Annotated in this window: 18 protein-coding genes; 13 read left to right on the top strand and 5 right to left on the bottom strand. The window is 62.0% G+C overall.

Annotated elements, in window-relative coordinates; all coding sequences use genetic code 11:
* Position 1 precedes the first annotated feature (1 nt).
* Positions 2 to 1,600 carry an FAD-binding oxidoreductase gene (locus IB234_RS10365; RefSeq protein WP_192317170.1) on the bottom strand — a complete coding sequence of 533 codons (1,599 nt, stop codon included), beginning with the start codon at positions 1,598 to 1,600 and terminating at the stop codon, positions 2 to 4.
* Positions 1,601 to 1,729: 129 nt separating this feature from the next.
* Between IB234_RS10365 and IB234_RS10360 the strand changes: the two genes are divergently transcribed.
* The 12 genes from IB234_RS10360 (at position 1,730) to IB234_RS10305 (ending at position 17,183) form a co-directional block, all read left to right on the top strand.
* Positions 1,730 to 2,785 carry an AraC family transcriptional regulator gene (locus tag IB234_RS10360; RefSeq protein ID WP_192317168.1) on the top strand — a complete coding sequence of 352 codons (1,056 nt, stop codon included), beginning with the start codon at positions 1,730 to 1,732 and terminating at the stop codon, positions 2,783 to 2,785.
* 125 nt (positions 2,786 to 2,910) lie between these two features.
* Positions 2,911 to 4,344: an undecaprenyl-phosphate glucose phosphotransferase gene (locus IB234_RS10355; protein ID WP_192317166.1), complete on the top strand. Its 1,434-nt coding sequence runs from the start codon at positions 2,911 to 2,913 to the stop codon at positions 4,342 to 4,344.
* Positions 4,344 to 5,801: a mannose-1-phosphate guanylyltransferase/mannose-6-phosphate isomerase gene (locus IB234_RS10350; RefSeq protein WP_192317164.1), complete on the top strand. Its 1,458-nt coding sequence runs from the start codon at positions 4,344 to 4,346 to the stop codon at positions 5,799 to 5,801. Before IB234_RS10355 ends, IB234_RS10350 begins: the two co-directional genes overlap by 1 nt.
* Positions 5,801 to 6,712, top strand: a complete 912-nt coding sequence (locus tag IB234_RS10345; RefSeq protein ID WP_192317162.1) for a glycosyltransferase family 2 protein — start codon at positions 5,801 to 5,803, stop codon at positions 6,710 to 6,712. Before IB234_RS10350 ends, IB234_RS10345 begins: the two co-directional genes overlap by 1 nt.
* Before the next feature lie 29 nt (positions 6,713 to 6,741).
* Positions 6,742 to 7,515: a polysaccharide biosynthesis/export family protein gene (locus tag IB234_RS10340; RefSeq protein WP_192317160.1), complete on the top strand. Its 774-nt coding sequence runs from the start codon at positions 6,742 to 6,744 to the stop codon at positions 7,513 to 7,515.
* 17 nt (positions 7,516 to 7,532) lie between these two features.
* The gene (locus IB234_RS10335) at positions 7,533 to 9,521 is read left to right on the top strand and encodes a GumC family protein (protein WP_192317158.1); all 1,989 of its coding nucleotides are present in this window, start codon (positions 7,533 to 7,535) and stop codon (positions 9,519 to 9,521) included.
* The gene (locus IB234_RS10330; RefSeq protein WP_192317156.1) at positions 9,521 to 10,696 is read left to right on the top strand and encodes a glycosyltransferase; all 1,176 of its coding nucleotides are present in this window, start codon (positions 9,521 to 9,523) and stop codon (positions 10,694 to 10,696) included. The genes IB234_RS10335 and IB234_RS10330 overlap by 1 nt, the downstream gene beginning before the upstream one ends.
* A gap of 32 nt (positions 10,697 to 10,728) precedes the next feature.
* A complete protein-coding gene (locus IB234_RS10325) occupies positions 10,729 to 12,036 on the top strand; it encodes a beta-xylosidase (RefSeq protein WP_412547918.1) in 1,308 nt (435 codons plus the stop codon).
* A 9-nt stretch (positions 12,037 to 12,045) separates the two neighbouring features.
* Complete coding sequence (locus tag IB234_RS10320) at positions 12,046 to 13,266, top strand: glycosyltransferase family 4 protein (protein WP_192317806.1); 1,221 nt, start codon at positions 12,046 to 12,048, stop codon at positions 13,264 to 13,266.
* Positions 13,257 to 14,357: a glycosyltransferase family 4 protein gene (locus IB234_RS10315; RefSeq protein WP_192317152.1), complete on the top strand. Its 1,101-nt coding sequence runs from the start codon at positions 13,257 to 13,259 to the stop codon at positions 14,355 to 14,357. The genes IB234_RS10320 and IB234_RS10315 overlap by 10 nt, the downstream gene beginning before the upstream one ends.
* A complete protein-coding gene (locus tag IB234_RS10310) occupies positions 14,354 to 15,769 on the top strand; it encodes an O-antigen ligase family protein (protein ID WP_192317150.1) in 1,416 nt (471 codons plus the stop codon). The genes IB234_RS10315 and IB234_RS10310 overlap by 4 nt, the downstream gene beginning before the upstream one ends.
* 4 nt (positions 15,770 to 15,773) lie before the next feature.
* Positions 15,774 to 17,183 carry a lipid II flippase MurJ gene (locus tag IB234_RS10305; RefSeq protein ID WP_192317148.1) on the top strand — a complete coding sequence of 470 codons (1,410 nt, stop codon included), beginning with the start codon at positions 15,774 to 15,776 and terminating at the stop codon, positions 17,181 to 17,183.
* 7 nt (positions 17,184 to 17,190) lie between these two features.
* On the opposite strand, the gene IB234_RS10300 is transcribed toward IB234_RS10305, so the two are convergent.
* Together IB234_RS10300 and IB234_RS10295 are read right to left on the bottom strand one after the other, a co-directional pair.
* Positions 17,191 to 18,279: an acyltransferase family protein gene (locus IB234_RS10300; protein ID WP_192317146.1), complete on the bottom strand. Its 1,089-nt coding sequence runs from the start codon at positions 18,277 to 18,279 to the stop codon at positions 17,191 to 17,193.
* Positions 18,280 to 18,289: 10 nt separating this feature from the next.
* On the bottom strand, positions 18,290 to 19,402 hold the full coding sequence (locus IB234_RS10295) for an acyltransferase family protein (RefSeq protein WP_192317144.1): 1,113 nt from the start codon (positions 19,400 to 19,402) through the stop codon (positions 18,290 to 18,292).
* 272 nt (positions 19,403 to 19,674) lie between these two features.
* Here IB234_RS10295 and IB234_RS10290 point away from each other — a divergent pair, with 272 nt between their 5' ends.
* On the top strand, positions 19,675 to 19,995 hold the full coding sequence (locus IB234_RS10290; protein ID WP_192317142.1) for a hypothetical protein: 321 nt from the start codon (positions 19,675 to 19,677) through the stop codon (positions 19,993 to 19,995).
* Positions 19,996 to 20,060: 65 nt separating this feature from the next.
* Here IB234_RS10290 and glp read toward each other — a convergent pair whose 3' ends face one another.
* Positions 20,061 to 21,254: a gephyrin-like molybdotransferase Glp gene (glp, locus tag IB234_RS10285; protein ID WP_192317140.1), complete on the bottom strand. Its 1,194-nt coding sequence runs from the start codon at positions 21,252 to 21,254 to the stop codon at positions 20,061 to 20,063.
* On the bottom strand, positions 21,251 to 21,790 hold the full coding sequence (gene moaB / locus IB234_RS10280) for a molybdenum cofactor biosynthesis protein B (protein WP_192317138.1): 540 nt from the start codon (positions 21,788 to 21,790) through the stop codon (positions 21,251 to 21,253). Before moaB ends, glp begins: the two co-directional genes overlap by 4 nt.
* Between the last annotated feature and the right edge of the window lie 21 nt (positions 21,791 to 21,811).

Raw genomic sequence — 21,811 nt, 5'->3', positions numbered from 1 at the left:
CTCAGTCTTCCAGCAGTACGCCAGGGGCCAAACGCTGTTCAGGGTCGAAGTGCTGGGCCATGGCCTTGAGCGCCGCCATGCCCAGCTCGCCCTTCTCCGCGGCCAGGTACGGCGCGTGGTCGCGACCGACGCCATGCTGGTGGCTGATGGTGCCGCGGTTGCCGGCGATGGTCTGGCAGGCCGCGTGCTTGAGCTTGCTCCAGCGCGCCAGGGTCTGCTCGTAACTGCTGCCCGGGCGGAACACGTAGGTGGTGTAGATGCTCGAACCCTCGCCATAGACGTGGGACAGGTGGGTGAACACGTGGACCTGCTCGCCCTCGTCCGCCAGCCCCTGGCGCAGGCTGGCCTCGACCTTGTTCAGCAGATTGTCGACGTTGCTCCAGTCGGTCGCCGTCTCCAGGGTGTCCACCGCGTAGCCGGCTTCCCACAGGCCGTGACGCAGGTAGGGGAAGCGGAAGCGGTTTTCCGCCCACTTCTTGCCCAGCAAGGTGCCAGTGAACACGCCGCCCTCGGCGCGCAGGATGCGCTTGGCCTGTTTGACCGACAGGGCGTTCTGCGCGCGATTGCCGGTGACGCCGAAGGTCAGCATGCACTTGCCGGCGCGGGCGCCACGCAAGGCCAGGTATTTCTCCAGCAGGGCGATCTGCTCGGGGTGGCCGGCCAGGGCCAGCTGGGTCTCGGTCTCGATGGCGTTGGACAGGCGCAGCATCGACAGCGGCACGCGCGCCTGGGCCAGGGCGCGAATACCGGCCAGGGCCTGCTGCCAGCTGGGCAGGAACACGGCAAAGAACTTCTCCTGCTCGGCCAGCTTGGTCACACGCACGCGCACCTCGGAGATCACCCCGAAACGCCCTTCGCTGCCGAGAATCAACTCGCGCAGGTCCGGGCCGGCGGCCGAGGCCGGGAAAGTCGGAATCTCCAGGGTGCCGGCGAAGGTCTCGACCTTGCCGCCGGCGAACAGCTGCTCGATGCGCCCGTAGCGCAGCGACTGCTGGCCGCTGGAGCGGCTGGCCACCCAGCCGCCGAGGGTGGACAGCTCCCAGGACTGCGGGAAGTGACCGAGGGTGTAGCCGCGGGCGCGCAGTTGCGCCTCCACCTGCGGGCCGCTGGCGCCGGGGCCGAAGGTGGCGATCTGGCTCTGCTCATCTAGGTCGAGCAGTTGGGTCATGCGCTCCAGCGACAGGGTCAGCACCGGCTTGTCACCTGCTGCCGGGTTGATGTGCCCGGCCACCGACGTGCCGCCGCCGTAGGGGATGACGATGGCGTCCTGCTGCTGCGCCCAGATCAGCAGCTCACGAATCTGCGTGGCAGTTTCCGGCAAGGCCACGCCATCGGGGAACACGCCGAAATCGCCGGAGCGCATGGCCAGCCAGTCCGGCAGGCTCTGGCCGCGGGCATGACGCACCCGCACTTCGGCATCGACACTGACCAGCGGATGGCGAGCGCTCAGGCGCGACTGCGGCACGCGGGCCAGTACCTGTTCCAGGCTGGCGTCGGCCAGACGCTGGCCAGCGCCAACGCGCTCGGCGAGGAAGGCGCCGCCATGCGCCGGCAGTTCAACCTGGGTGGCTTCGTCGCCCCATCCGTTCCAACGTCGCATCCGTCCTTTCCTCACAGTTCCGCTGATGATCGATGGCTGCCTATACTAGCCAGCCGCCCGCTCCGGTCACTGTCGAATCGGGACAGCGGCTGTCGCCAATCAAGACAAGCAGAACAACAAGAATCAACCATGTTGACCCTCGGCTATACCTCGGTCCCCGCCCTGCTCAAGTATCTGCGTCACGCCGAACACCTCGGCCTGGACGTGGAAGCCGCTCGCGCCGTTGCAGGCATCAGCGCCGAGGACCTGGCGGACAACGGCAAACGCCTGCCCAGCGAGGTGCACGAGCGCCTGCTGGAGCACCTGATGCAGGTCTCCGGCGACCCGCTGTTCGGCCTGCATGCCGCGCGCTATGTGCAACCCGGCTCATGGAGCGTGCTCGGCTACATCACCATGAACTGCGCGACCCTGGGCGAAGCGATGAGCCGCATCGTGCCCTACGAGAAACTGGTCGGAGACATGGGCACCAGCTGCGTGGAACTGGCCGGCGACCATGTGCGGCTGATCTGGAACTGCCGCCATGAGCACCCGGGCATTCGTCGGCATATGGTGGAGAACGTGTTGGCGTCGTGGATGCTCTACGCCCGCTGGATCGCCGACATGGACCGCTCGCCGCGCGAGGTCTGGTTCGAGCACTCGCGCTCCACTGAGGCCGAGCAATCGGAATATGAAGAGGTATTCGGCTGCCCGGTGCAGTTCGAGCAACCGAGCAACGCCCTGCTGGTGCCGCTGGACTACCTGAGCATTCCCCTGCGCCAGGCCGACGCCAACCTGCTGCGCACCCTGGAAGAACACGCACTGACCATGATGGCCGGGCTGGACGACAACGAGCCGCTGCCGCAACGGGTGAAGAACGCCCTGCGCCTGCTGCTCAAGGACGGCCTGCCGCGCAAGGAAAAGGTCGCCGAGAAATTCCACATGACGGTGCGCACCCTGCAGCGTCACCTGCAACAGGCCGGCACCAGCTACCAGGAAATCCTCGACCAGCTGCGCCAGGAACTGGCGCAGCACTACCTGCTACGCAGCGATCTGGCGATCCAGGACATCGCCAGCTACCTTGGTTTTACAGAGTCGAGATCGTTTCATCGGAGCTTCAAAGTCTGGACCGGTATGACGCCAGGGATGTATCGTGAGCAGTATCAGAAGGCCATTATCAATAGTTTGCCGACGCACGATAATCTGTGATCAAATCGACAAAAAATCGGCGATGAACGGACACCGAAAAACACTCGCCAATAAATTGACTGCCCTTGTCAACTATTGAATCCAGAACCGCTGGCCAGGAAGCAGGCCGTCCGGGAGGGAGTTTTTTGCGCCCGCAATCGATCGATAAGCAGCCCATTACCAAAGTGGGCTTCGTTCAGTATTTCGTTGCCTTTACACGGCTCCTGCACGGATTCACCGCAGTGCTGCCCGGCGTGCTGCTGACCTGGGCACTGAACGGTGAAAGCGCGCTGACCGAACACTATGCAGCGTTGCTGGTGTTCTTCGGCTTGATCACAGTGCTGATCTTCCAGTCCACCGGCGTCTACGACGACGAGCTATTCAGCAACATGCTGCGCTTCCGGCTCATGTTCTTCAGCTGGCTGGCGGCTTTTTCCCTTCTGGCATTCATGCACCAGGCTCTGGGGCTCTTCCCGCTCATACCCATACAGCAACTACTGACCTGGTTCGTGGCCGTACTCCTGTTACTCGGTGCAGAGCGCCTGCTGCTGTTAGGTGGCCTGCATCTGCTGGCACGCACCGGCCGCCATCTACAGAACGCGGTAATACTGGGCGGCACCGACAACGGCGTGAGAATCGCCGAATACATGCAACGCAACGCCGACATACGCCTTGGGTTGATCGGTTTCATCGACGATCGCAACACGCGGGTCGAGGATACGCTGGCCAACCTGCCGGTACTGGGTGACACCAAGCTGCTGGAGCAGATGATCCGCGAAGATCGTGTGCAACAGGTTCTGGTCGCCCTGCCCTGGAGCGCAGAGACCCGCATCGGCCATGTCGTCGCCCGCCTGCGCAAACTGCCCGTTACCGTGCTGCTCGCTCCCGACATGCTGGCGCTGCGTCACTCCCACAATCGCATCACGGAAGTATCCGGCCTGCCGATGTTCAATGCCTCGGAACTGCCGCTACGCGGCTGGTCGCCGTTGATCAAGCGCCTCGAGGACCTGATTCTGGCCAGCCTTGCCCTGATCGCCATTTCGCCGCTCATGGCGCTGGTGGCCATCGCTATCAAACTGGACTCCCCAGGTCCTGTGCTGTTCCGGCAGAAGCGCTACGGCTACAACAACCGACTGATCGAGGTCTACAAGTTCCGCTCGATGCATCACAAGATGGCCGACGCGAACGCCGAGAAACAGACCACCCGCGGAGACTCCCGTATCACTCGGGTAGGTGCATTCATCCGCCGTACCAGCCTGGACGAGCTTCCACAACTGTTCAACGTCCTGCTGGGCAGCATGTCGATGGTCGGACCGCGCCCGCATGCCACAGCTACCAAGGCTGCCGGCATTCTCTTCGAGGACGCAGTCGAGACCTATAGTGCCCGGCACCGGGTGAAGCCCGGCATCACCGGCTGGGCACAGATCAACGGATATCGCGGGGAAACGGACACGCTCGAGAAAATCGAGAAGCGCGTCGAGTTCGATCTGGAATACATCGAACATTGGTCGGTCTGGTTCGACCTCTACATTCTTTGCCGAACGCTGCCGGCCATCGTGGTGACCAAGGAGGCATACTGATGAGCGCCCTGATTCCCTGCATCGTCGCCGGCGGTTCCGGGACCCGCCTCTGGCCAGTGTCGCGCGAGGCTCGCCCGAAGCCTTTCATGCGTTTGCCTGACGGCGAAAGCCTGCTGCAAAAAACCTTCCTGCGCGCCAGTCGCCTGCCCGGTGTGGATCGCGTGATCACCGTGACCAATCGCGAGCTCGTGTTCGGCACGCAGGATCACTACCGTGAAGTCGATGCGCGCCATCTGCCACTGGACTTCATCCTGGAGCCCTGTGGCCGCAATACTGCCCCAGCCATCGCCGTAGCAGCTCTGTATGCGCAGCGTGAGTACGGTGATCACAGCCAGTTGCTGATTCTTCCCGCCGATCACTTGATCGGCGACGAGGATGCTTTTGCCCAGGCGGTTTCGCTAGCCCGTAATCTCGCTAGTAGCGGATACCTGACAACCTTTGGTGTCCAGCCGACTCGCGCCGAAACGGGCTATGGCTATATCGAAGCGGGAGAGGCACTGGCCGGCGGCGGGCAACGCGTAGAGCGCTTCGTTGAAAAACCGGATAGCACAACCGCGCAGGCGTATGTAGACGGCGGCAACCATCTATGGAATGCGGGCATGTTCTGCCTGCAGGTGGACAATCTGCTCGACGAGCTGGCGCGTCACGCCCCGGACGTGCTGGAAAATGCCCGCATGAGCCTGAACGGCTCGGCGCTTCTGCGCGGTGAGCACTCCACTCAGTGCGAGCTTCCCCAGGGCACCTTCGCGCTCGCGCCCGATATCTCGATCGACTATGCCCTGATGGAGCGTTCGGACAAGGTTGCCGTAGTGCCTTGCGACCTGGGTTGGAGCGACATCGGCTCCTGGCAAGCCATGCGCGAGCTGTCACCCAGCGATGAGGCCGGCAACCAGGTCAACGGCGAAGCCATTCTTCACGATGTACGCAACTGCTTCATAGACAGTCCCAGTCGACTGATTGGGGCCGTAGGGGTGCAAGACCTGATCGTAGTGGACACCCCGGACGCATTGCTGATCGCCGATGCCGACCGCAGTCAGGACGTCAAGTACGTGGTCCAGGAGCTCAAACGGCGAGGGCATGAGGCCTATCGGCTACACCGCACGGTGAATCGCCCCTGGGGTACCTACAGCGTCATCGAGGAAGGCTCCAACTTCAAGATCAAGCGCATCGTGGTTCGCTCGGGAGCGGCATTGTCGCTACAGATGCACCACCACCGCAGCGAGCACTGGATAGTGGTCAGCGGCATGGCCAGGGTGGTCAATGGCGAACGTGATTTCCTGCTGGATACCAACCAGTCCACCTTCATTCCCGCCGGCCACAGCCATCGCCTCAGCAATCCAGGCATCATCGACCTGGTCATGATCGAGGTGCAGAGCGGCGAATATCTGGGTGAAGACGACATCGTTCGCTTCGAGGACATCTACGGCCGCATCGCGAGTACCGAGACGAAATCCTGATGCGCACCGCCCTGATCATCCCGACTCGCAACGCGGGCGCTCATCTCGACCGTCTGCTGCCTGCTCTCGCCGCCCAGACGTTGCAGCCGGATGAATTTCTGGTGATAGACAGCTCTTCGCGCGACAGCACGGTGGCACGCCTGCGGGAAGCTGGCGCACGCGTCGAGGTGATCACGCCCGACCAGTTCAACCACGGCGGCACGCGTCGCCTGGCCAGCCAGCAGGTAGAGGCGGACGTACTAATCTATCTGACCCAGGACGCCATTCCGGCAAGGCCCGATAGTTTCGCGCGCATCGTCGGCGATCTGTGCAGCGAGGACGACATTGGCGTGGCCTACGGGCGCCAGCTGCCACATCCAGGCGCAGGCTTGCTCGGCGCTCAGTCGCGGCGTTTCAACTACCCCGCCGACGGCCGTACCAAGCGCCTACGTGATACATCCAAGCTCGGCATCAAGACCTGCTTCAGCTCCGACTCCTTCTCGGCCTATCGACGCGATGCATTGGAGGCCGTAGACGGATTCCCCCAAGACGTGATCGGCAGCGAGGATGCCTACGTCGCCGCGCGGATGCTGATGGCCGGCTTCGCCGTTCGCTATGCCGCGGCTGCCGAGGTCTACCACTCACACGATTACCGCATCGTCGAGGAGTTTCGCCGTTACTTCGACATCGGCGTTTTCTATGGGCGTGAAAGCTGGATTCGCGAGGCATTCGGCTCAGCCAGCGGAGAAGGATTGCGCTACGTCAAGGCTGAACTACGGGCATTGTCAGCCGCTGGCGCGCTCTGGCGAGTACCGGAAGTGCTGCTGCGCACGGCCATGAAGCTTCTGGGCTATCGTCTCGGGCAGAAAGAACACCTCTTCGATGTCGCTCTGAAACGCCGACTCAGCATGTTTCCGGGTTACTGGAAGTGAATATTGGTTCTCAAAGGAAAGTCCCCATCATGAGAGCGTTTCTGCTGCTTGTTCTGACGTTGGGCCTGGCGGCCTGCACCACTCCGGCCCGTGTCGGCCTGCCCGACTCCGACACTGTCGAAGCCGGCCAGGCAGCCGCGCTGACCCTCGTCGACCTGCCGCCGGTGCAGGAGCGTATCTATCCGGGTGATGTCTTGCGCATCGTTCGCGAGAGCGGTGAGACACCTACCATCTCGGCCTTCACAGCCAACTCCATCTACGAGCTGACGCTGTACACCGTGATGAACGACGGCGCCTTCTTCTACCCCTTCATCGGCAGGGTGGAGGCGGCGGGCAAGACAACCGAGCAACTGGCAACCACGCTGCGCGAGCGCATGGCTCCTTACTATCGCGAGCCGGGCGTTACCGTGAACATCAACCAGGCCCCGGGCAACACAGTCTTCGTGGGTGGTTCGGTGCGCAACCCCCAGCCTTATCCGACCAATATCGCCACGACGCTCGAGCGAGCGATCATCGCCGCTGGCGGTGTCATGCCGAACGCCGACAGTCGCCACGTTGCGCTACTGCGTTCGGATGTGGATGGGCGGTACAAGACCTACTTCGTCGACTTCAGCCAGCTTCTCCACGGCGGAGACCAGGGCAGGCAGGCCATCGCGCTGCAACGGGGAGACGTGGTGTTCGTACCCAAATCCGGTGTGGGAGACCGTATCGAGGGTGTCGATCTGTATCTCAATCAGCTGATTCCTTTCACCAAGTCAATCGGCATCGGGGCCAACTATGACCTCCGTGGCAACGACAATTAATCGCTAGGGAACAGCCCATGATCGAAATCCGCACATTCCGTGATCTTCTGCGCCTGTTCTTCATATTCTTTCGAGAATTCAAACTGGCGGTCCTTGCTACATTCGCGATGGTGGTGCTCGGCGCGTTCCTGCTGCCAACCTCCTACGAATCAAGCGCCCGCCTGCTGGTGAAGCCGGGCCGCGACACCAACACCATGCCCATCGAAGTGGCAGACCGGCAGTCCATCATCATGCCGGCTACCCAGCGCGACCCCATCCTGGACGAGGAGCGCATGCTCACCGGCCGCCCCATCAGTCGCCAGGTTGCCGAGCGCTATCTTGAACAACTGGCCGACGCGCCGCGCCCCGAAGGCTTCCTCGCTACCACCAAGTACTACGTTGGCAAGGCAACGAGTGCAGCTCTTGAGCTGGTCCGGGATTTCTTCCAGTTGCTCGGACTCTCGGAAGAGCAGACTCCCGTTGATCGCCTGGCCACCAAACTGACCAAAAACTTCAGCGTAAGCCACGCCCCTGGCTCATCGGTCATGGAGATCACCTTCCGCTGGAGCGACCCAGCGGTTGCGCAATCGGTAGTCCAGAGCTGGGTCGACCTCTACATGGAAGAGCGGACCCGGGCGCTCGGCCGCCGCAGCCTCTATGACTTCTATCTGACCCAGAGCGAAACCAGTACCGCTGACATCCTCAAGTACAAGAAGGAGCTTGCAGCACGCCTGAACGAGCTGGGCGCCGTCGGCATCGAAGCACACCTGCAGAATCTCTCCGAGCGAATCAACCAGCTGCGTGGCGACCGCTTCAACACCTGGCGCCTGATTTCCTCGACCGAAGGAAGCCTCGCCACGCTCGACCAGCAGATCCGCAGTCTGCCGGCCGAGGTACGAACCGTTCGGGAAATGGCCCTGAATCCGATCCATCAGGATCTGCTGCGAACGCTCAATGCCAAGCTGGCGGAGCGGGAAGACCTGCTACGCACCTTCACCGAAAATGCACCGCCGGTTAAGAGCATCGACGAAAACATCGCCTACCTGCAGAAGCGAATCAAAGCCGAGTCGGCCAACATCCAGGTCTCGCAGAACCAGGCACCGAACCCGATTGCCGAGCGCCTACGCAGCAACTTCATGGACCAGCAGTCCGATCTCGCTCGCCTTAAGGCACAGCTGATCCGCCAGGACGAGCAACTCAAGCTACTCGAGGACGAACGAGCCAAAGCGCTTTCCGTAGAGCCCGACCTCGCTCGCATGCAGCGCGAACTGGCAGCGGCCGAGAAGAACTTCGTGCTCTACAACGAAAGCCTGGAGAAGGCTCGCATCGACCGCGAGCTGGACAACAGCCGCATCAGCAACATAGCCATCATCGAACAAGCCACCTTCAACCCCAGCCGGGTGTTCCCCAAGAGCCTGCTGATGATCTTGCTGGCGCTGCCGCTGAGTGTTCTGGTCGGCTTCCTGGTGGTCTATCTCTGCTACCTGCTTGATCAACGCATCCATGATGGCGGCCGCTTTGCCAGCAAGTTCGGTATTCCGCTGTGGACCTCGCTGCCAGAAGTCACCGGCGACCCGACCAGGAACAGCGGCTTCGTCGCAGCGCTCTATCGCCTCTATGGGCTGCTGCCACTCGACCGGATCGCGGAACACGGCCTGGTCCTGGGCCTGACGGCAGCGAGACGCGGCGAGGGCGTCAGCTTCATCATCGGCCACCTGCGCCAGCTGCTTGAGGAGCGCGGCCACAAGGTCCGTATTGGTGATGGTCCGGCTCAACCGGGAGAAGTCGTACTGCTGGATGCCTCGGCCCTGCTCTCGAACCCCCAGGCCTTCGTCAGCCTGCGCAGCGCAGATCTGGTCGCGCTGGTCGTCGAAGCCCAGCAGAGCAACGTGCCGACAGTGGCTCACGCCATCAACATACTGAACACCGCATTCGCCAAAGTAGATGGCGTCATCATCAACCGGCGTCGCTTTGAAGTGCCCGACCGAGTCCTGCAGGTAATGGCCAAGGCGCGGGGCGCATTCTGATGCGAGTTGCCCTGCTCGCGCCCTTGCCACCCGAGCAAACCGGAATAGCCGATTACGCCGCGCTGCTGCGCGCCGCGCTGGAAGTGTCCGGTGTCGAGGTGGTCACTCCGTTGGCCGGTTGCGGCAATGATCCGGAGCGAGCCGTCGGCAGGGTACAGGCATTCGACTGGAGCACCGTCGATCTGGTGCATGCCGAACTGGGCGGCGGGCGCCTCGCCGAGTTTCATGCGCTGCGCGAACTGCGCACACGTTTCCCGCAGTTGCCGTTGACCGCAACCGTCCATGATCCCGAGCGCCTGGTCTGGCGCCGGGCGTCGCTGCCATGGCCGCTGTCCCTGGCCAGCTCCCTGCCCTCTCCCTGGCCGCAAGCGGCAACGGTGCTGGCTGACCCACTGTGCCTCCATGAAGAGCGCCGCCTGGCAGGCAGCCTGAGTGGTCTGATCACCCTGACCGCGACAGGACGCGCGTGTCTGATCAAGCGGATGCGCCTGGATGCAGACAAGGTGCATGTCATCCACCATGGCAACCAGGAGCTCGCTCCCGCTCCGCTCCCCCCTCTCGCTCCCATACGACTGCTGTATTTCGGGTTCATCTATCGGGGCAAGGGTATCGAAGACCTGCTCGATGCCCTGGCACTGGTCATCGAGCGGCAGCCGCATGCTGCCGAACGTCTGAAGCTTACACTCGCGGGTGGCAGCGCCCCCGAGACAGCCTTCGAACCCGGCGAAAGTTATCTCGATCAGTTGCGTCGGCGCATTGTCGAAAAGGGACTGGCGTCGCTGATCGAATGGCGTCTGGACATCCCTGCGACCGAAATCGCGGAGCAGATCCAGGCACATCACGTGATGGTGCTGCCTTACCGGGAGTCGAAGAAGCTGTCGCTGCTGGGCGCCCAACGTGGCACCAGTGGCGCGCTGTCCTGGGCAGCGGCTTGTGGTCGAGGAGCAATCACCTCCGACGCACGGGCTTTTGCGGAGGAAGTCTCGACGGGTAATGGCACCACGTTTCCTCAGGGCGATGTCCAGGCGTTGGCCGCCCGACTGCAAGACCTGCTGGAGCAACCACAGCTTTGCCAGCAGTGGGCCGGACGGGCCGCCGAAATCGGGCGGGAACGGCTCTGGTCGGTAACCGCGAAGCGTTTCAAGGCGCTGTTTGCCGATCTGTGTGGAGGATAGAAATCATGCGGAACAGACGCTATCTCTGGCTGATGCTTCCCATAGCCTGCCTGGTGGTGGGCGCCGCCGTATTCAGCGTGCGCGATGCCGAGGCAGAAATCACCAGCCTGAAACCCAGCAGAACCGTAGTATGGAAGGACTACCTGGGGGTCAATGCCCAATTCCACTTCTTCCCTGAGGCCAACTACCGCAAGCAGATGACCCGTCTGCGCGAACTGGACCTGCAATGGGTTCGCATCGCCATGCACTGGGCCATACTTGAGCCTACCCGCGGTCAGTACTACCGCCCCTTCGACGAAGCCGCCCAGGCGATGATCGAAAATCAACTGAAACCCGTGGGTTTCCTGGCGGGATCGGCGCCGTTCGCCACCAGCGCCCCAGCCAACTCACCCTACCAGGACTCATATCCTCCGACCAACAATCGCCTCTACAGCGACAGTCTGACCCGATTCATCGAGCGCTATCCGAGCTTCCAGGCCTGGCAGATCTGGAACGAACCCAACCTCCCCTCCTTCTGGCGCCCCCGGGAAGACCCCAACGCCTATGCCGCATTACTGGTCGACGCTGTCGATACCGTGCGCCGGCGCTTTCCCGATAAACCACTTGGCACCGCCGGCATGGCTTACTTCAGCCAGATGCCATCGCGCAATATGGAGCTGATGCTCAAGGCGCTGCTGGAAAAAGGGCTTGCCAGCAAGAACCTCATCGTCTCCTACCACCCCTACACCGAGTACCCCGAAGGCAACTCGGTAGGCAAGAACGAGCTTCTAGACACCGTTCGCTATATCAACGGCGGGCTTCGTGGCGCAGGCGTCAAGCAGATCTGGGCGACCGAGTGGGGCTGGTCCAGCTACGCAGGCCCCGAGGAAATGCAGGCCATCATCGGCGTCTCCGGACAGGCGGATTACACCCTGCGCCGGCTCGCCTTGATGAGCGCTCTGGATTTCGACCGCATATTCCTGTTCAACCTGAGCGATCTGGATGCCCGTGCGAGCGTTCGTGATCAGTCATACGGGCTGCTGGATCTGAATGGCAATCCGAAGCCGGTCTATCAGGCGCTGAAGAATTTCCTCCGGGTGACCGGCCCGAAACTTGCCCCGGCGGACCCTCCTGCGTTCTCCAACGCGCCGAAGGATCTCTACAGCATCGCGTGGAAGCGCAACGATGGGCGCCGGCTACTGATGCTATGGAGTGCATCGGCCGGCAAGCTGCAGCTTCCCGGCGCCCGGCAGGCCACGCTGTACGACCCCCTCAGTGGCAAGGAGCAAAACCTGGCCACGGACGGTGGCAATCTGTCGGTGCAGCTCAAGCCCAGCCTGCAACTACTGGTCTGGGATTGATAGATGTCGCTGAAGATCCTCTGGGTACTGCCTTATCTCCCCTGGCCCACCAGCAGTGGCGGCAAGACGCGTCAGTATCATCTGCTGCGAACGCTCGCTGCTGCAGGTCACCGCATCACGCTGCTGGTACAGAGCAAGACGCCCATGGACGAGGACAGCCGTCAGGCGCTCGAGCCGTTTCTGGAGCGCCTAATAGTGTTACCACGCCGCCCTCTGCGCAGCCTGAAGACCCTGATTGCGTTGGTCGCGTCACCGCTACCCATGCTTGCCAGCATCAACGGTTTCGCCCCAGCGCTGACCAGGCGTTTCGCCGACCTGCTGGAGGAGCCCTGGGACATCGTCCAGATCGAGCACAGCTATAGCTTCCAGCCGTTCGAGAAACCACTGCGCCAAGCCGGGCAACCCTTCATCCTGACGGAGCATAACGTCGAGTCTGCATTGGGAGGCGCCACTTATGATCGCTTTCCCACGTGGATGAAGCCGCTGATCCTGCTCGACCAGTGGCGCTACCGGCGCTGGGAGAAACGCGTCATGCGCCAGGCGGAACGAGTGGTGGCGGTAACCGCAGCCGACGCCGTCACGCTCGGCCGGATCACCGCTGGGCCGGTCCCCGTGGTAGTCAATGGAGTGGATTGCGCCCGCTATTCGGCCGTGGCGCCCACCTACGATAGCGACCGACTGCTGTTCATCGGCAACTACGAGTATCCACCGAATATCGATGCCGTGGAGTGGGCGATGAACGATGTGATGCCGAGAGTATGGAAGGAATATCCAGCGGCACGCATCACGATAGCAGGCCATGCGCTGCCTCAGGACTGGCCCCTGCGATGGCCGGACCACCGCATCGAATGGCATGGTTTCGTTCCGGATCTGACGGCCCTGCAATCCCGCTCCGCGCTTTTCTTTGCTCCACTACGCCAGGGCGGCGGCTCGAAGCTCAAGGTGCTGGAGGCGATGGCAGCAGGACTGGCGGTGGTGACTACCTCACAAGGAGTTTCCGGCCTGGCCGTCAGCCCTGGACTCGAATATGACGGCGGCGATGATGCCGACGCCCTGGCCCGAGCGGTATTGCGCCAGCTGGCGAATCCAGCTGGTGCTGCAGTTGTCGGCGCGGCAGGCAGAGCCTATGTTCAGCAAACTCATGACTGGGCATCGGCCGCCGGCCAGCTCGAGGCAGTCTATGACGACTGCCTGACCACTCGCGCCAAGGAGACCCACGCATGCGTGTAGGGTTGGACTACCGTCCAGGGATAAGCAACCCCAACAACGGCATAGGCCGCCAGAATGTGGCGCTGGCCTCCGTCTTGAGCGACCTTCCCGGCGTAGAACTGCAGCTGTTCACCCCGGCTCCGCTGGATCATCCGATCAGGGCCAAGGCCCATTGCCCGGCTTGGGACTGCTCCGTCGATGGGCAGCATCGCCTGCCTCGCCGCCTGCGCTTCGAACTCGGCTACCTGCCAGCAGCATTGAAGCGGGCCGGCATAGACGTGCATATCAGCACCTTCAACATGGGGCTGCCCCTGCCGCCACGCCCGCGAGGCATACGCTACGTGCTGCAGCTTCACGACCTGTTCCAGCTGCACCTGAAGAATCGCCATAGCTCCTGGCTTCGCGAAACGGTCTATCGCATCAGCGACAACCTGTCGATTCGCTACTCTGTGAGCGTGGCAGACCGAATCTGGACACCCTCCCGTTTCAGTGCGGATGAAGTCGCACGCACCTTTCCCTGGGCTGCCGACAAAGTCCGGGTCCTGCCCAATCTGGTCCCCACCTGCACGCTGCAGCCAACCGCCCCCCCCACGGATCTGCCGAAGCGTTTCTGGCTGGCCGTTGGCACGCGGGAGCCGCGCAAGAACATCCCCTGGTTCGTGGAACACTGGGCCCAGGCCCGCTCGACAGACCCGACGGTTCCCGACCTGGTGCTAGTCGGCGGCGGCGAGTTCGTTCCGCCCCAACAGCGGAACCTGGCGGGGCTACACCTGATGCCCACACTCGACGATGCCGAGCTGCAAGGGCTCTATCACGCAGCGGAACGCTTATGGCACCCGTCATACGCCGAAGGCTTCGGCTTGCCGGTGATAGAGGCGATGGCTGCGGGCACGCCAGTTGCGGTCGCAAGCGGCACCTCTCTTGACGAGATAGTCCCGCCGGGTACCCCACGCTTCAGCCCCCACGACGGAGCAGCACTGGAGGTGTTGATGCATGAACTGGCCCATGCTCGGCCCAGCGATCCCCAGGCCCTGCGCACCTGGGCTCAGCGCTTTTCCGAGCAACCCTACAGAGCCAGGGTGACGGAGCTTCTGCAGGAGCTACAGGCATGAGTTCTTCCTTCGGGATGCCCCTCGCTGCCGCAGCGGGCCTGCTGTTCGGCGTTCTCCTGTGGTTTCTGTCCCCGCTGAAAGTGGCGGTGCTGATAGTCGCCATGGTGATCGGGCTGAACCTTCTCCGCCGCCCGCTGCTGGGCCTCCTGCTGTTTGCAGTGATAGCCACCTTTCTTCCCTACTCCACCATCAGTATCGGCGTTCGGACGACGGTATCCGAGTTGCTCATCCTCGTCGTGTGGGCTTGCGTGATGTTCCAGAACATCTTCGAGGAACCACGTACGAAACAGGCGGCGGGCCCTACGGAGCGCTACGTGCTAGCGCTCATACTGTTCAGTGCATTCCCATTTCTGGTCGGCCAGCTTACCGTCAATGCCGAGGGCAGCGGCATCGCCAACTGGATACGCTGGCTGGCCAACGTCTCGCTGCTTTTCCTCGTGGCGCGCCTGGTGCATGACGAGCCGACCCGTGAGCGAATGGTCCAGGCGCTGCTGCTGGGCACACTGGCGATGCTGCTGCTGTCGCTGCCGATTTTCCTGGTAGAACGCTCCGCCGCCGCAATAAACCCCCTGCTCACCAAGCTTGGCTACGCCACGCTGGACGAAGTCATCAGAGATACGTCCGGTGCCGTTTTCCTGCGGATGGGTTCACCCTGGATTCACCCCAATACTCTAGGTGGAGCGATGGCGCTGGTGCTTCCGCTGGCCCTCTGCTACGGCATAACCCGACAAAGCTGGCGGCGGGCGCTGGGGATTTCAGCCGGTGTCCTTGGCGTGATCGCTCTGCTGCTGAGTGGCTCACGCGGCGCTCTCGTGAGTCTGGCGGTCGTCCTGGTCTGGATGGCAGTACGCCGCGTACCGTTCACCGGTCGTCTGTTGCTCACCGGCTCGGCACTGGGACTGCTGCTGGTACTGTCCTACCCGCCCCTGCAAGAGCGGATCTCGACCATGTTCGAGTTCAGCGATGCCAGTACCTCGGTCCGTTTCGATGAATACGCCAACTTCCCAAGGGCAATGGCCGCATACCCCTTCGGCATCGGTTTCAAAGTCGAGCCGCCAGTCCCGGGAACCGACCTTCTCGGTATTTCCAACCTCTGGCTGAACTTCATCTATCGGCTTGGCCTACCCGGCATGTTGCTGTTCATCGCCGCGACTTGGAGCTGGTGGAAGGAAACCCGCCCACGCAGCGCCCGCATCGACCTGACATCGGACAATGCCATCTGGCTGGGCACGACGGCCGGCCTGCTGGCAGCGCTATTCAGCGGCCTGTTCGATCACTATTTTGGCTTCCAGCCGGTACTGGTCGGGTTGTTCTGGATAATGATCGCCCTGAATCTGCAGGAGTCTCGCCGCCTGCGCGCAACGGACCAGGCGATAGCCGAAGGCGACTCCGCACAGCCTCAGAGAACCTGACCCGATGTTCGGCTCCACACTCTGGCTGACCCTCGCCACTCTGATCGGACTCGCCGCCGGCTTCGCCCGGGAATGGTTACTGGTGGACGCATGGGGAGCCAGCCTGCGTAGCGACGCCTTCCTGGTAGCGCTGTTCCTGCCCGAAGCAGTAAGGATGGCGATGGCGACCGGGCTCTTCAGCTCCGCAGCCCTGCCGCTGTATCAGGAGCGTGATGCCTCCCAACAGGCAGCCTGGCTGTCCGCGCTGACATCCAGGGTTCTCGCGGTTGGGCTGGGCGTCGCCATCCTCTTTCATCTGGCAGCACCTCTCTGGGTTTCGCTGATCGGCCCAGGCCTATCGGCTGAGGGCCAGATACTCGCCCGGCAGAGCCTGCAGCTGCTGGCGTGGTGCGTGCCGGGCTTCCTGCTGCATGCCTTGCTGTGCATTCCCCTGCAGGCCCATGCCCGCTTCGTGCTGGCGGGACTCGGCTCTCTTCTGTTCAACTTTCCGCCGGTAGTTTACCTGGCCCTGCAGGGTGGCCAGGCCGAACCAGTCGGCCTGGCAATGAGCTGCGTGGCGGGCAGCCTGCTGATGCCTCTGGCGCTACTCCCGGCGATGCGAGGCATGGGCTGGCGCCCATGGCGTGTTCAAGCCAAAGACCGTTGCGGTCAACAGTTGCTGCAACGACTCGCACCGCTACTGGCGAGTACCCTGGCCAGCCAGGGTCTTGCCCTGCTGGAGAGGATGGTGGCGTCACTGCTCGGCGAAGGCGCAGTCACCTGGCTTAACTTCGCCCGAAAGCTGATCAACCTGCCCATGGTCGCGCTCATGAGCCTGAATCAGGTGCTTCTGGGGCTGATGGGCGGCAAGTCGGAAGCGGAGCGGCTAGCACTGCTGAGGCGTGGCACGGCCATGGCCACGCTGTTGACCCTGCCGGTGGCGGTCGGCGTGGTAGGGGCAGCAGAACCCTTGATAGCCCTGCTGCTACCCTCCCAGGCCAGCGGCGGCATCCTCGCCTCCCTGCTCGGCTGGTTGAGCCTGACACTGCTGTTCGCGGCCTGGAATGCCCTGCTGGCACGCTACGCCTACGCAGTTGGCGATACCCGCCTGCCCCTGGCATGCGAGTTGGGCGGCAATGCCCTGAATGCCTTGCTGCTATCGCTTCTGCCCTGGTGGCTCGGTTTGAAGGGCATCGCCGTGGCGGCGTTACTGGGCGTGCTGCTAACCGGTCTGCTGCTCATGCGCAAGCAGCGGCTGCTGGCGCAGCTGGACTGGAAACGGCAATGGGGAGCCGGCCTTCTCATGCCGATTCTGGCGCTGCTGATCCCAATGAACGTTCCGGGTGGCTGGTGGCAACTCGGGGCTGCCACCGTAGCGGGGCTTGCGCTAATGCTGGCTTCGGCGCTGCTGCTCAGGCCCTGGCAGGTACGCTAGAACGACCTCAACGAGGCGCGCCGCCCGCGGCAGCACCTTCCTCTGGCTTGCCGTCCTGCCCCGCTCGTACGTAATGGCTGTTCTTGAGCAGCCAGCGCTTCTCGACTCCGTGCCACATCAACGCAGCGCCGCAGAGCGTCAGGCACACTGCCGCCCCCAGCGCCAGCCAGGGTTGAGCCTCGAAGGCCCCGAAGTGGACCAGCGTCTGCACGATGGGAAAATGCAGGATGTAGACGCCATACGAGAAGTCGCCGAACTTGCAGAAGTTGCCGACGTAGTTATACAGCGCGAAGAAAATGACCAGGACACCCAGAGCGAGGGGCTTGAGCGCCTCGATCTCGATTATCGAGCGACCAAGGAAGTAGAGGACGGAAAACGCCAGCAGCCATTTCAGGTGGCGCTCGAAAAGGGGCAAGAGGTAATAGAGCAACGCGCCGGCAATGAAGAAACGCAATTGCCCCGGCAACTGTTTCTCCAGCAACTCGTACATCCCGCGCCCGGTGCTCTGGTGCAAGTGCAGCATGAGCTGCGAGTAGGCTGTAGAGGCGACGTACAAGGCGATCAGCACACGGAGGTAGCCAGCCCTCCTGCTCAGCCAGACGATCACGGGCACGCTCAGATAGAACATCACCTCGATCTTGATGGTCCACAGCGCACCGTTCACCGAGGCCAGGCGATTCTCGGTGAACACGCCGGGCAAATCCGGCTGCAGGAAATTCAGAAACCCGAGGTTGAACCCCAGGTAACAAAAGAAATCGGTCGACAGGAAATATCCTGTCAGCGAGCGGTCGCTGATACCAAACAGCAGGATCGCCGCCAGCGTGACCGACAGGAAATAGGCCGGATAGATCCGACGGCTTCGCTTCTCGACGTAGTCGGCCAGAGAGCGTGACTTCTCATAGCTCATGAAGATCAGGAAACCACTGATCACGAAGAACGACTCGATGGCTATCTTTCCGGACAGCAGCGTATCGATGATCGTCAGATCGGCTGCCCCCGATAACTCATGTGCATGCAGCAGGCATACCGCCAGCGCCAGCAACAGACGAATGAGGTCGAAGTTGTTCTGCCGCAGACGCGGACTATCGATTCTCATACCCTTACCATTACTCGACTGGCTTTGCCGCCATCTTGGCGCCCACTTCCTGGGGCGGTTTTCTACTGAACATCCGCTTGCCCAGTCGGTTCGCGCCGTTCATCAGTGGCTCCTCGATAAGCCGGAAGCCAACCAGGCCATACACCATCACCGCCGTGAACATGAGCACGATGAGGACGATATTGCCTGCCACACTCGGCGTCGCAGGACCCAGCAGTACCCAGAGCTTCCCGACCACTCCCAGTACGAGCAGGTGGGAAAGGTAGGTCGTGTAAGAGCTATCACCGATAGCGACCATGATGCTGGGGATACGCAACTTGCCACGACGCTCCAGCAGGGTGGCACCGATCGTGAGCAGTCCGAACAGACAACCCAGGCTGAACACCCGAACCAGTCCCTCACCGCGGAAAAGACCGAAACTGTAGCCCACGGGTACGCCGACGAGGGGAACGAACAGCAGCATGCCCAATGCGAGGCGATTGGAAACACGCTCGCTGACGGGATTGAAATAGAACAGCGCAATCAGACTGCCGAGCACGAACTCGACGGCGTAGGGATGCAGGATGAGCCGCAGGACTGGCCCCATGCTCGAGGTATCAACAACCAGATTGATCCCGATGATCAATCCGGCCCAACCACCCAGTATCCAGGGCAGGTAGCGCTCGCTACAGAACATGAGCGAGGTGAACACGAGATAGAACCACATCTCGAAAATCAGCGACCAGGCGACCATGACCAGCGGCAGGCTCTCGTCGGGCACCAGGAAGAACGACTTCCACAGATTGGGGCCCTCATGGGCGCTGTTGACCCAGGAAGGCATGGCGAGAAACACCGCCAGCGTAATGAAGAAGTAGACCCAGTACGGTGGATAGATCCTGGCCACACGGGCATAGGCGAACTTGAGAATTTCCCTAGGCACCTGGAATCGCCCACGCGACACCATCACCATGATGAAACCGCTGACAACGAAGAACCAGTCAATGAACAGCTGGTTGAAGTCCTTGATCGCCGTTGGCAACAAGGACAAGCCTGCGTACTTTTCCTCCGCAAATGTCATGTGGCCAATTACTACGCCAGTCAGACCTATGCAGCGAAACGCCTGCAGACTGTTCAGCTTCGACATGCCGTGCTCCGGAACCTTGAAAAATGATCAACTGCACATGACCGGGCGCTGCCGCTATAACTAGCGCCAACAACTTGGCAGACAGAAGCAAAGAGAGCCCACAGGGCCTGGAGGTGTATTATGCGGCAGGATGCCATCATGGTTGTGATCCTGGCAAGGCGAGACGACTCGATAGGCAAGCCGCAACCTTGCCACCAACACTCGACCTAATAGTGGACACACAAGCCTGACTTGCTCAAAAGCGAAACCAGACTCAAAGACGGAGTCATCTTATGATTCACGAGACTTCAATCAGGAACACTGCGCTGCTCCTGTCGATATTTTCGCTGGTGATTCCCGCATTGGCCAATGCAGCCGACGACGACCCGGTGAGAATGCTTATCAAGCAATACGACAGGGACATCTATTCCACGATGGATGATCTTCTCTATATCCGGACTCATCAGTGCCTGGAGCCGGCATATAGCGAAAACGCGATTCTGTTCTATATCCCCTACTCGGATGACAACAAGCTCCAGTTCAGCTCGAAGGTCGAGTGCAAGGTTCTGGAGGTCTATGACCGCGGGGCCCACTACAGCAAGGAAGGACGCTGAGCACGCCCGCTTGCGTATTTCAGGATAACTGCCTCCGCCGCCATCGATCCGTAGCGGAAACGGGCTCAGCCCAGCAATTCACTCAAAGCGACGAAGCGCACCGGCTCACCCTCCACCAGCGTGCGCCCCTCTCGAATTTCCACCAGCCCATCCGCCCAGGCAGCGCTGCGTAGCACTCCCGAGCTCTGATTCGGGTGGATGATCGCCTGCCCATCCTCCAGACGCGCTCGCAGGTATTCGCGCCGTGTGCCGGACTTGGGCCAGGAGAAACCGGCCGGTACCTCGATCATGCGCGGTGCGACATCCTGAACGCCCATCCGACGCAGCAGATAAGGACGCGCCAGCAGAGCGAAGGTAACCAGCGTAGACGCCGGGTTGCCTGGCAGACCGAGCACCGGTATGCCACGGAAGCGACCGCAAGTCAGCGGCTTGCCAGGCTTGATGGCCAGCTTCCACAGTTCGAGCTCCCCTTCTTCCCGCAGCACCTGACCCAAAAAATCGGCTTCACCGACCGATACGCCACCCGTCGAGAGAATGAGATCGCTACCGACCTGTGCTGCCAGGATCTCCCGGGTTCGCTGCGGATCATCGGGCATGATTCCGGCATCACGGACCTCGCACCCGACGCGGCGAAGCCAGGCCATAAGCAGCCGGCGATTGCTGTTGTAGATCTGTCCGGGAGCGAGTGGCAATCCCGGCTCCACCAGTTCATCCCCGCTGGAGACAAGGCTGACGCGCACCCTGCGCCACACCATCAACCTCGCGTAACCGAGCGAGGCCGCCAGCCCCAGCTCCACCGGCCCCATGCGAGATCCGGCTGCCAGCACCTGCTCTCCGGCTCGTACCTCCTGACCCTGCAATCGAACATGTTGTCCTAGGCCGAGCGGCTGCACGAAGTACACATGGCCGTCTCGAAGTTCCACGTTCTCCTGCATCTCGACGGTATCGGCGCCATCTGGCAGCGGAGCACCGGTGAAGATCCGCGCGCAGGTCCCAGGCAGCAGAGGCTCCGGCGCCTGGCCGGCGAGAATACGCTGGCTGACAGGCAGCGGTTTTCCCTGCCAATCCGCATGCCGCAATGCATAGCCGTCCATCGCGCTGTTCGGCCAGGGTGGCAGATCCAACGGCACCAGCAGATCTGACGACAGCACACGCCCGTCGGCCTCGTCGAGCGGCACCTCCTCCTGTTCCAGTGGCACGCCTTGATCGGCCATCGCCAGCAAACGCTGAAGCGCCTCCTCGACCGGGATCAGGCTCATCCGCGGCTCTCGCAGGCGTCAGCCTTCTTCAGATGAGGAACGAAATTGCAGGGACGGTGGCGACTATCCAGTTGCTCACCGAGGATGCCGTCCCAGGCGGTACGGCAAGCGTTTGTCGAGCCCGGCAGGCAACAAACCAACGTTCCGTTGGCGAGCCCGGCCAATGCCCGCGATTGAATGGTCGATGTACCTATGTCTGCCAGAGAGACATGTCGGAAGAGCTCCCCGAAGCCATCCACATGCTTGTCCAGCAGGCAGGCAACCGCCTCGGGAGTACTGTCGCGCCCCGTGAAGCCGGTACCACCGGTGATCAGCACCACCTGCACGTCATCCTCGGCAATCCACCGCGCCACCTGTGCTCGAATACGATACAGGTCGTCCTTCAACAGCACTCTAGCGGCGAGCTTGTGCCCCGCCAGGGTGAGCCTATCGACGAACAACTGGCCAGACGTATCCGTTTCCAGGGAGCGGGTATCGCTGACGGTGAGAACGGCAATGTTCAGGGGCGTGAAAGCCGCTTCGGCCTTGTGACTCATGGCGGTATCCGGTTGTGGGGA

Origin of the sequence: Pseudomonas sp. PDM16 (genome assembly GCF_014851865.1) — a bacterium.
In the GTDB taxonomy this organism is placed as follows: domain Bacteria; phylum Pseudomonadota; class Gammaproteobacteria; order Pseudomonadales; family Pseudomonadaceae; genus Aquipseudomonas.
Note: the sequence above shows the minus strand (reverse complement) of the source record. Positions and strands in the feature narration are given on the sequence as shown.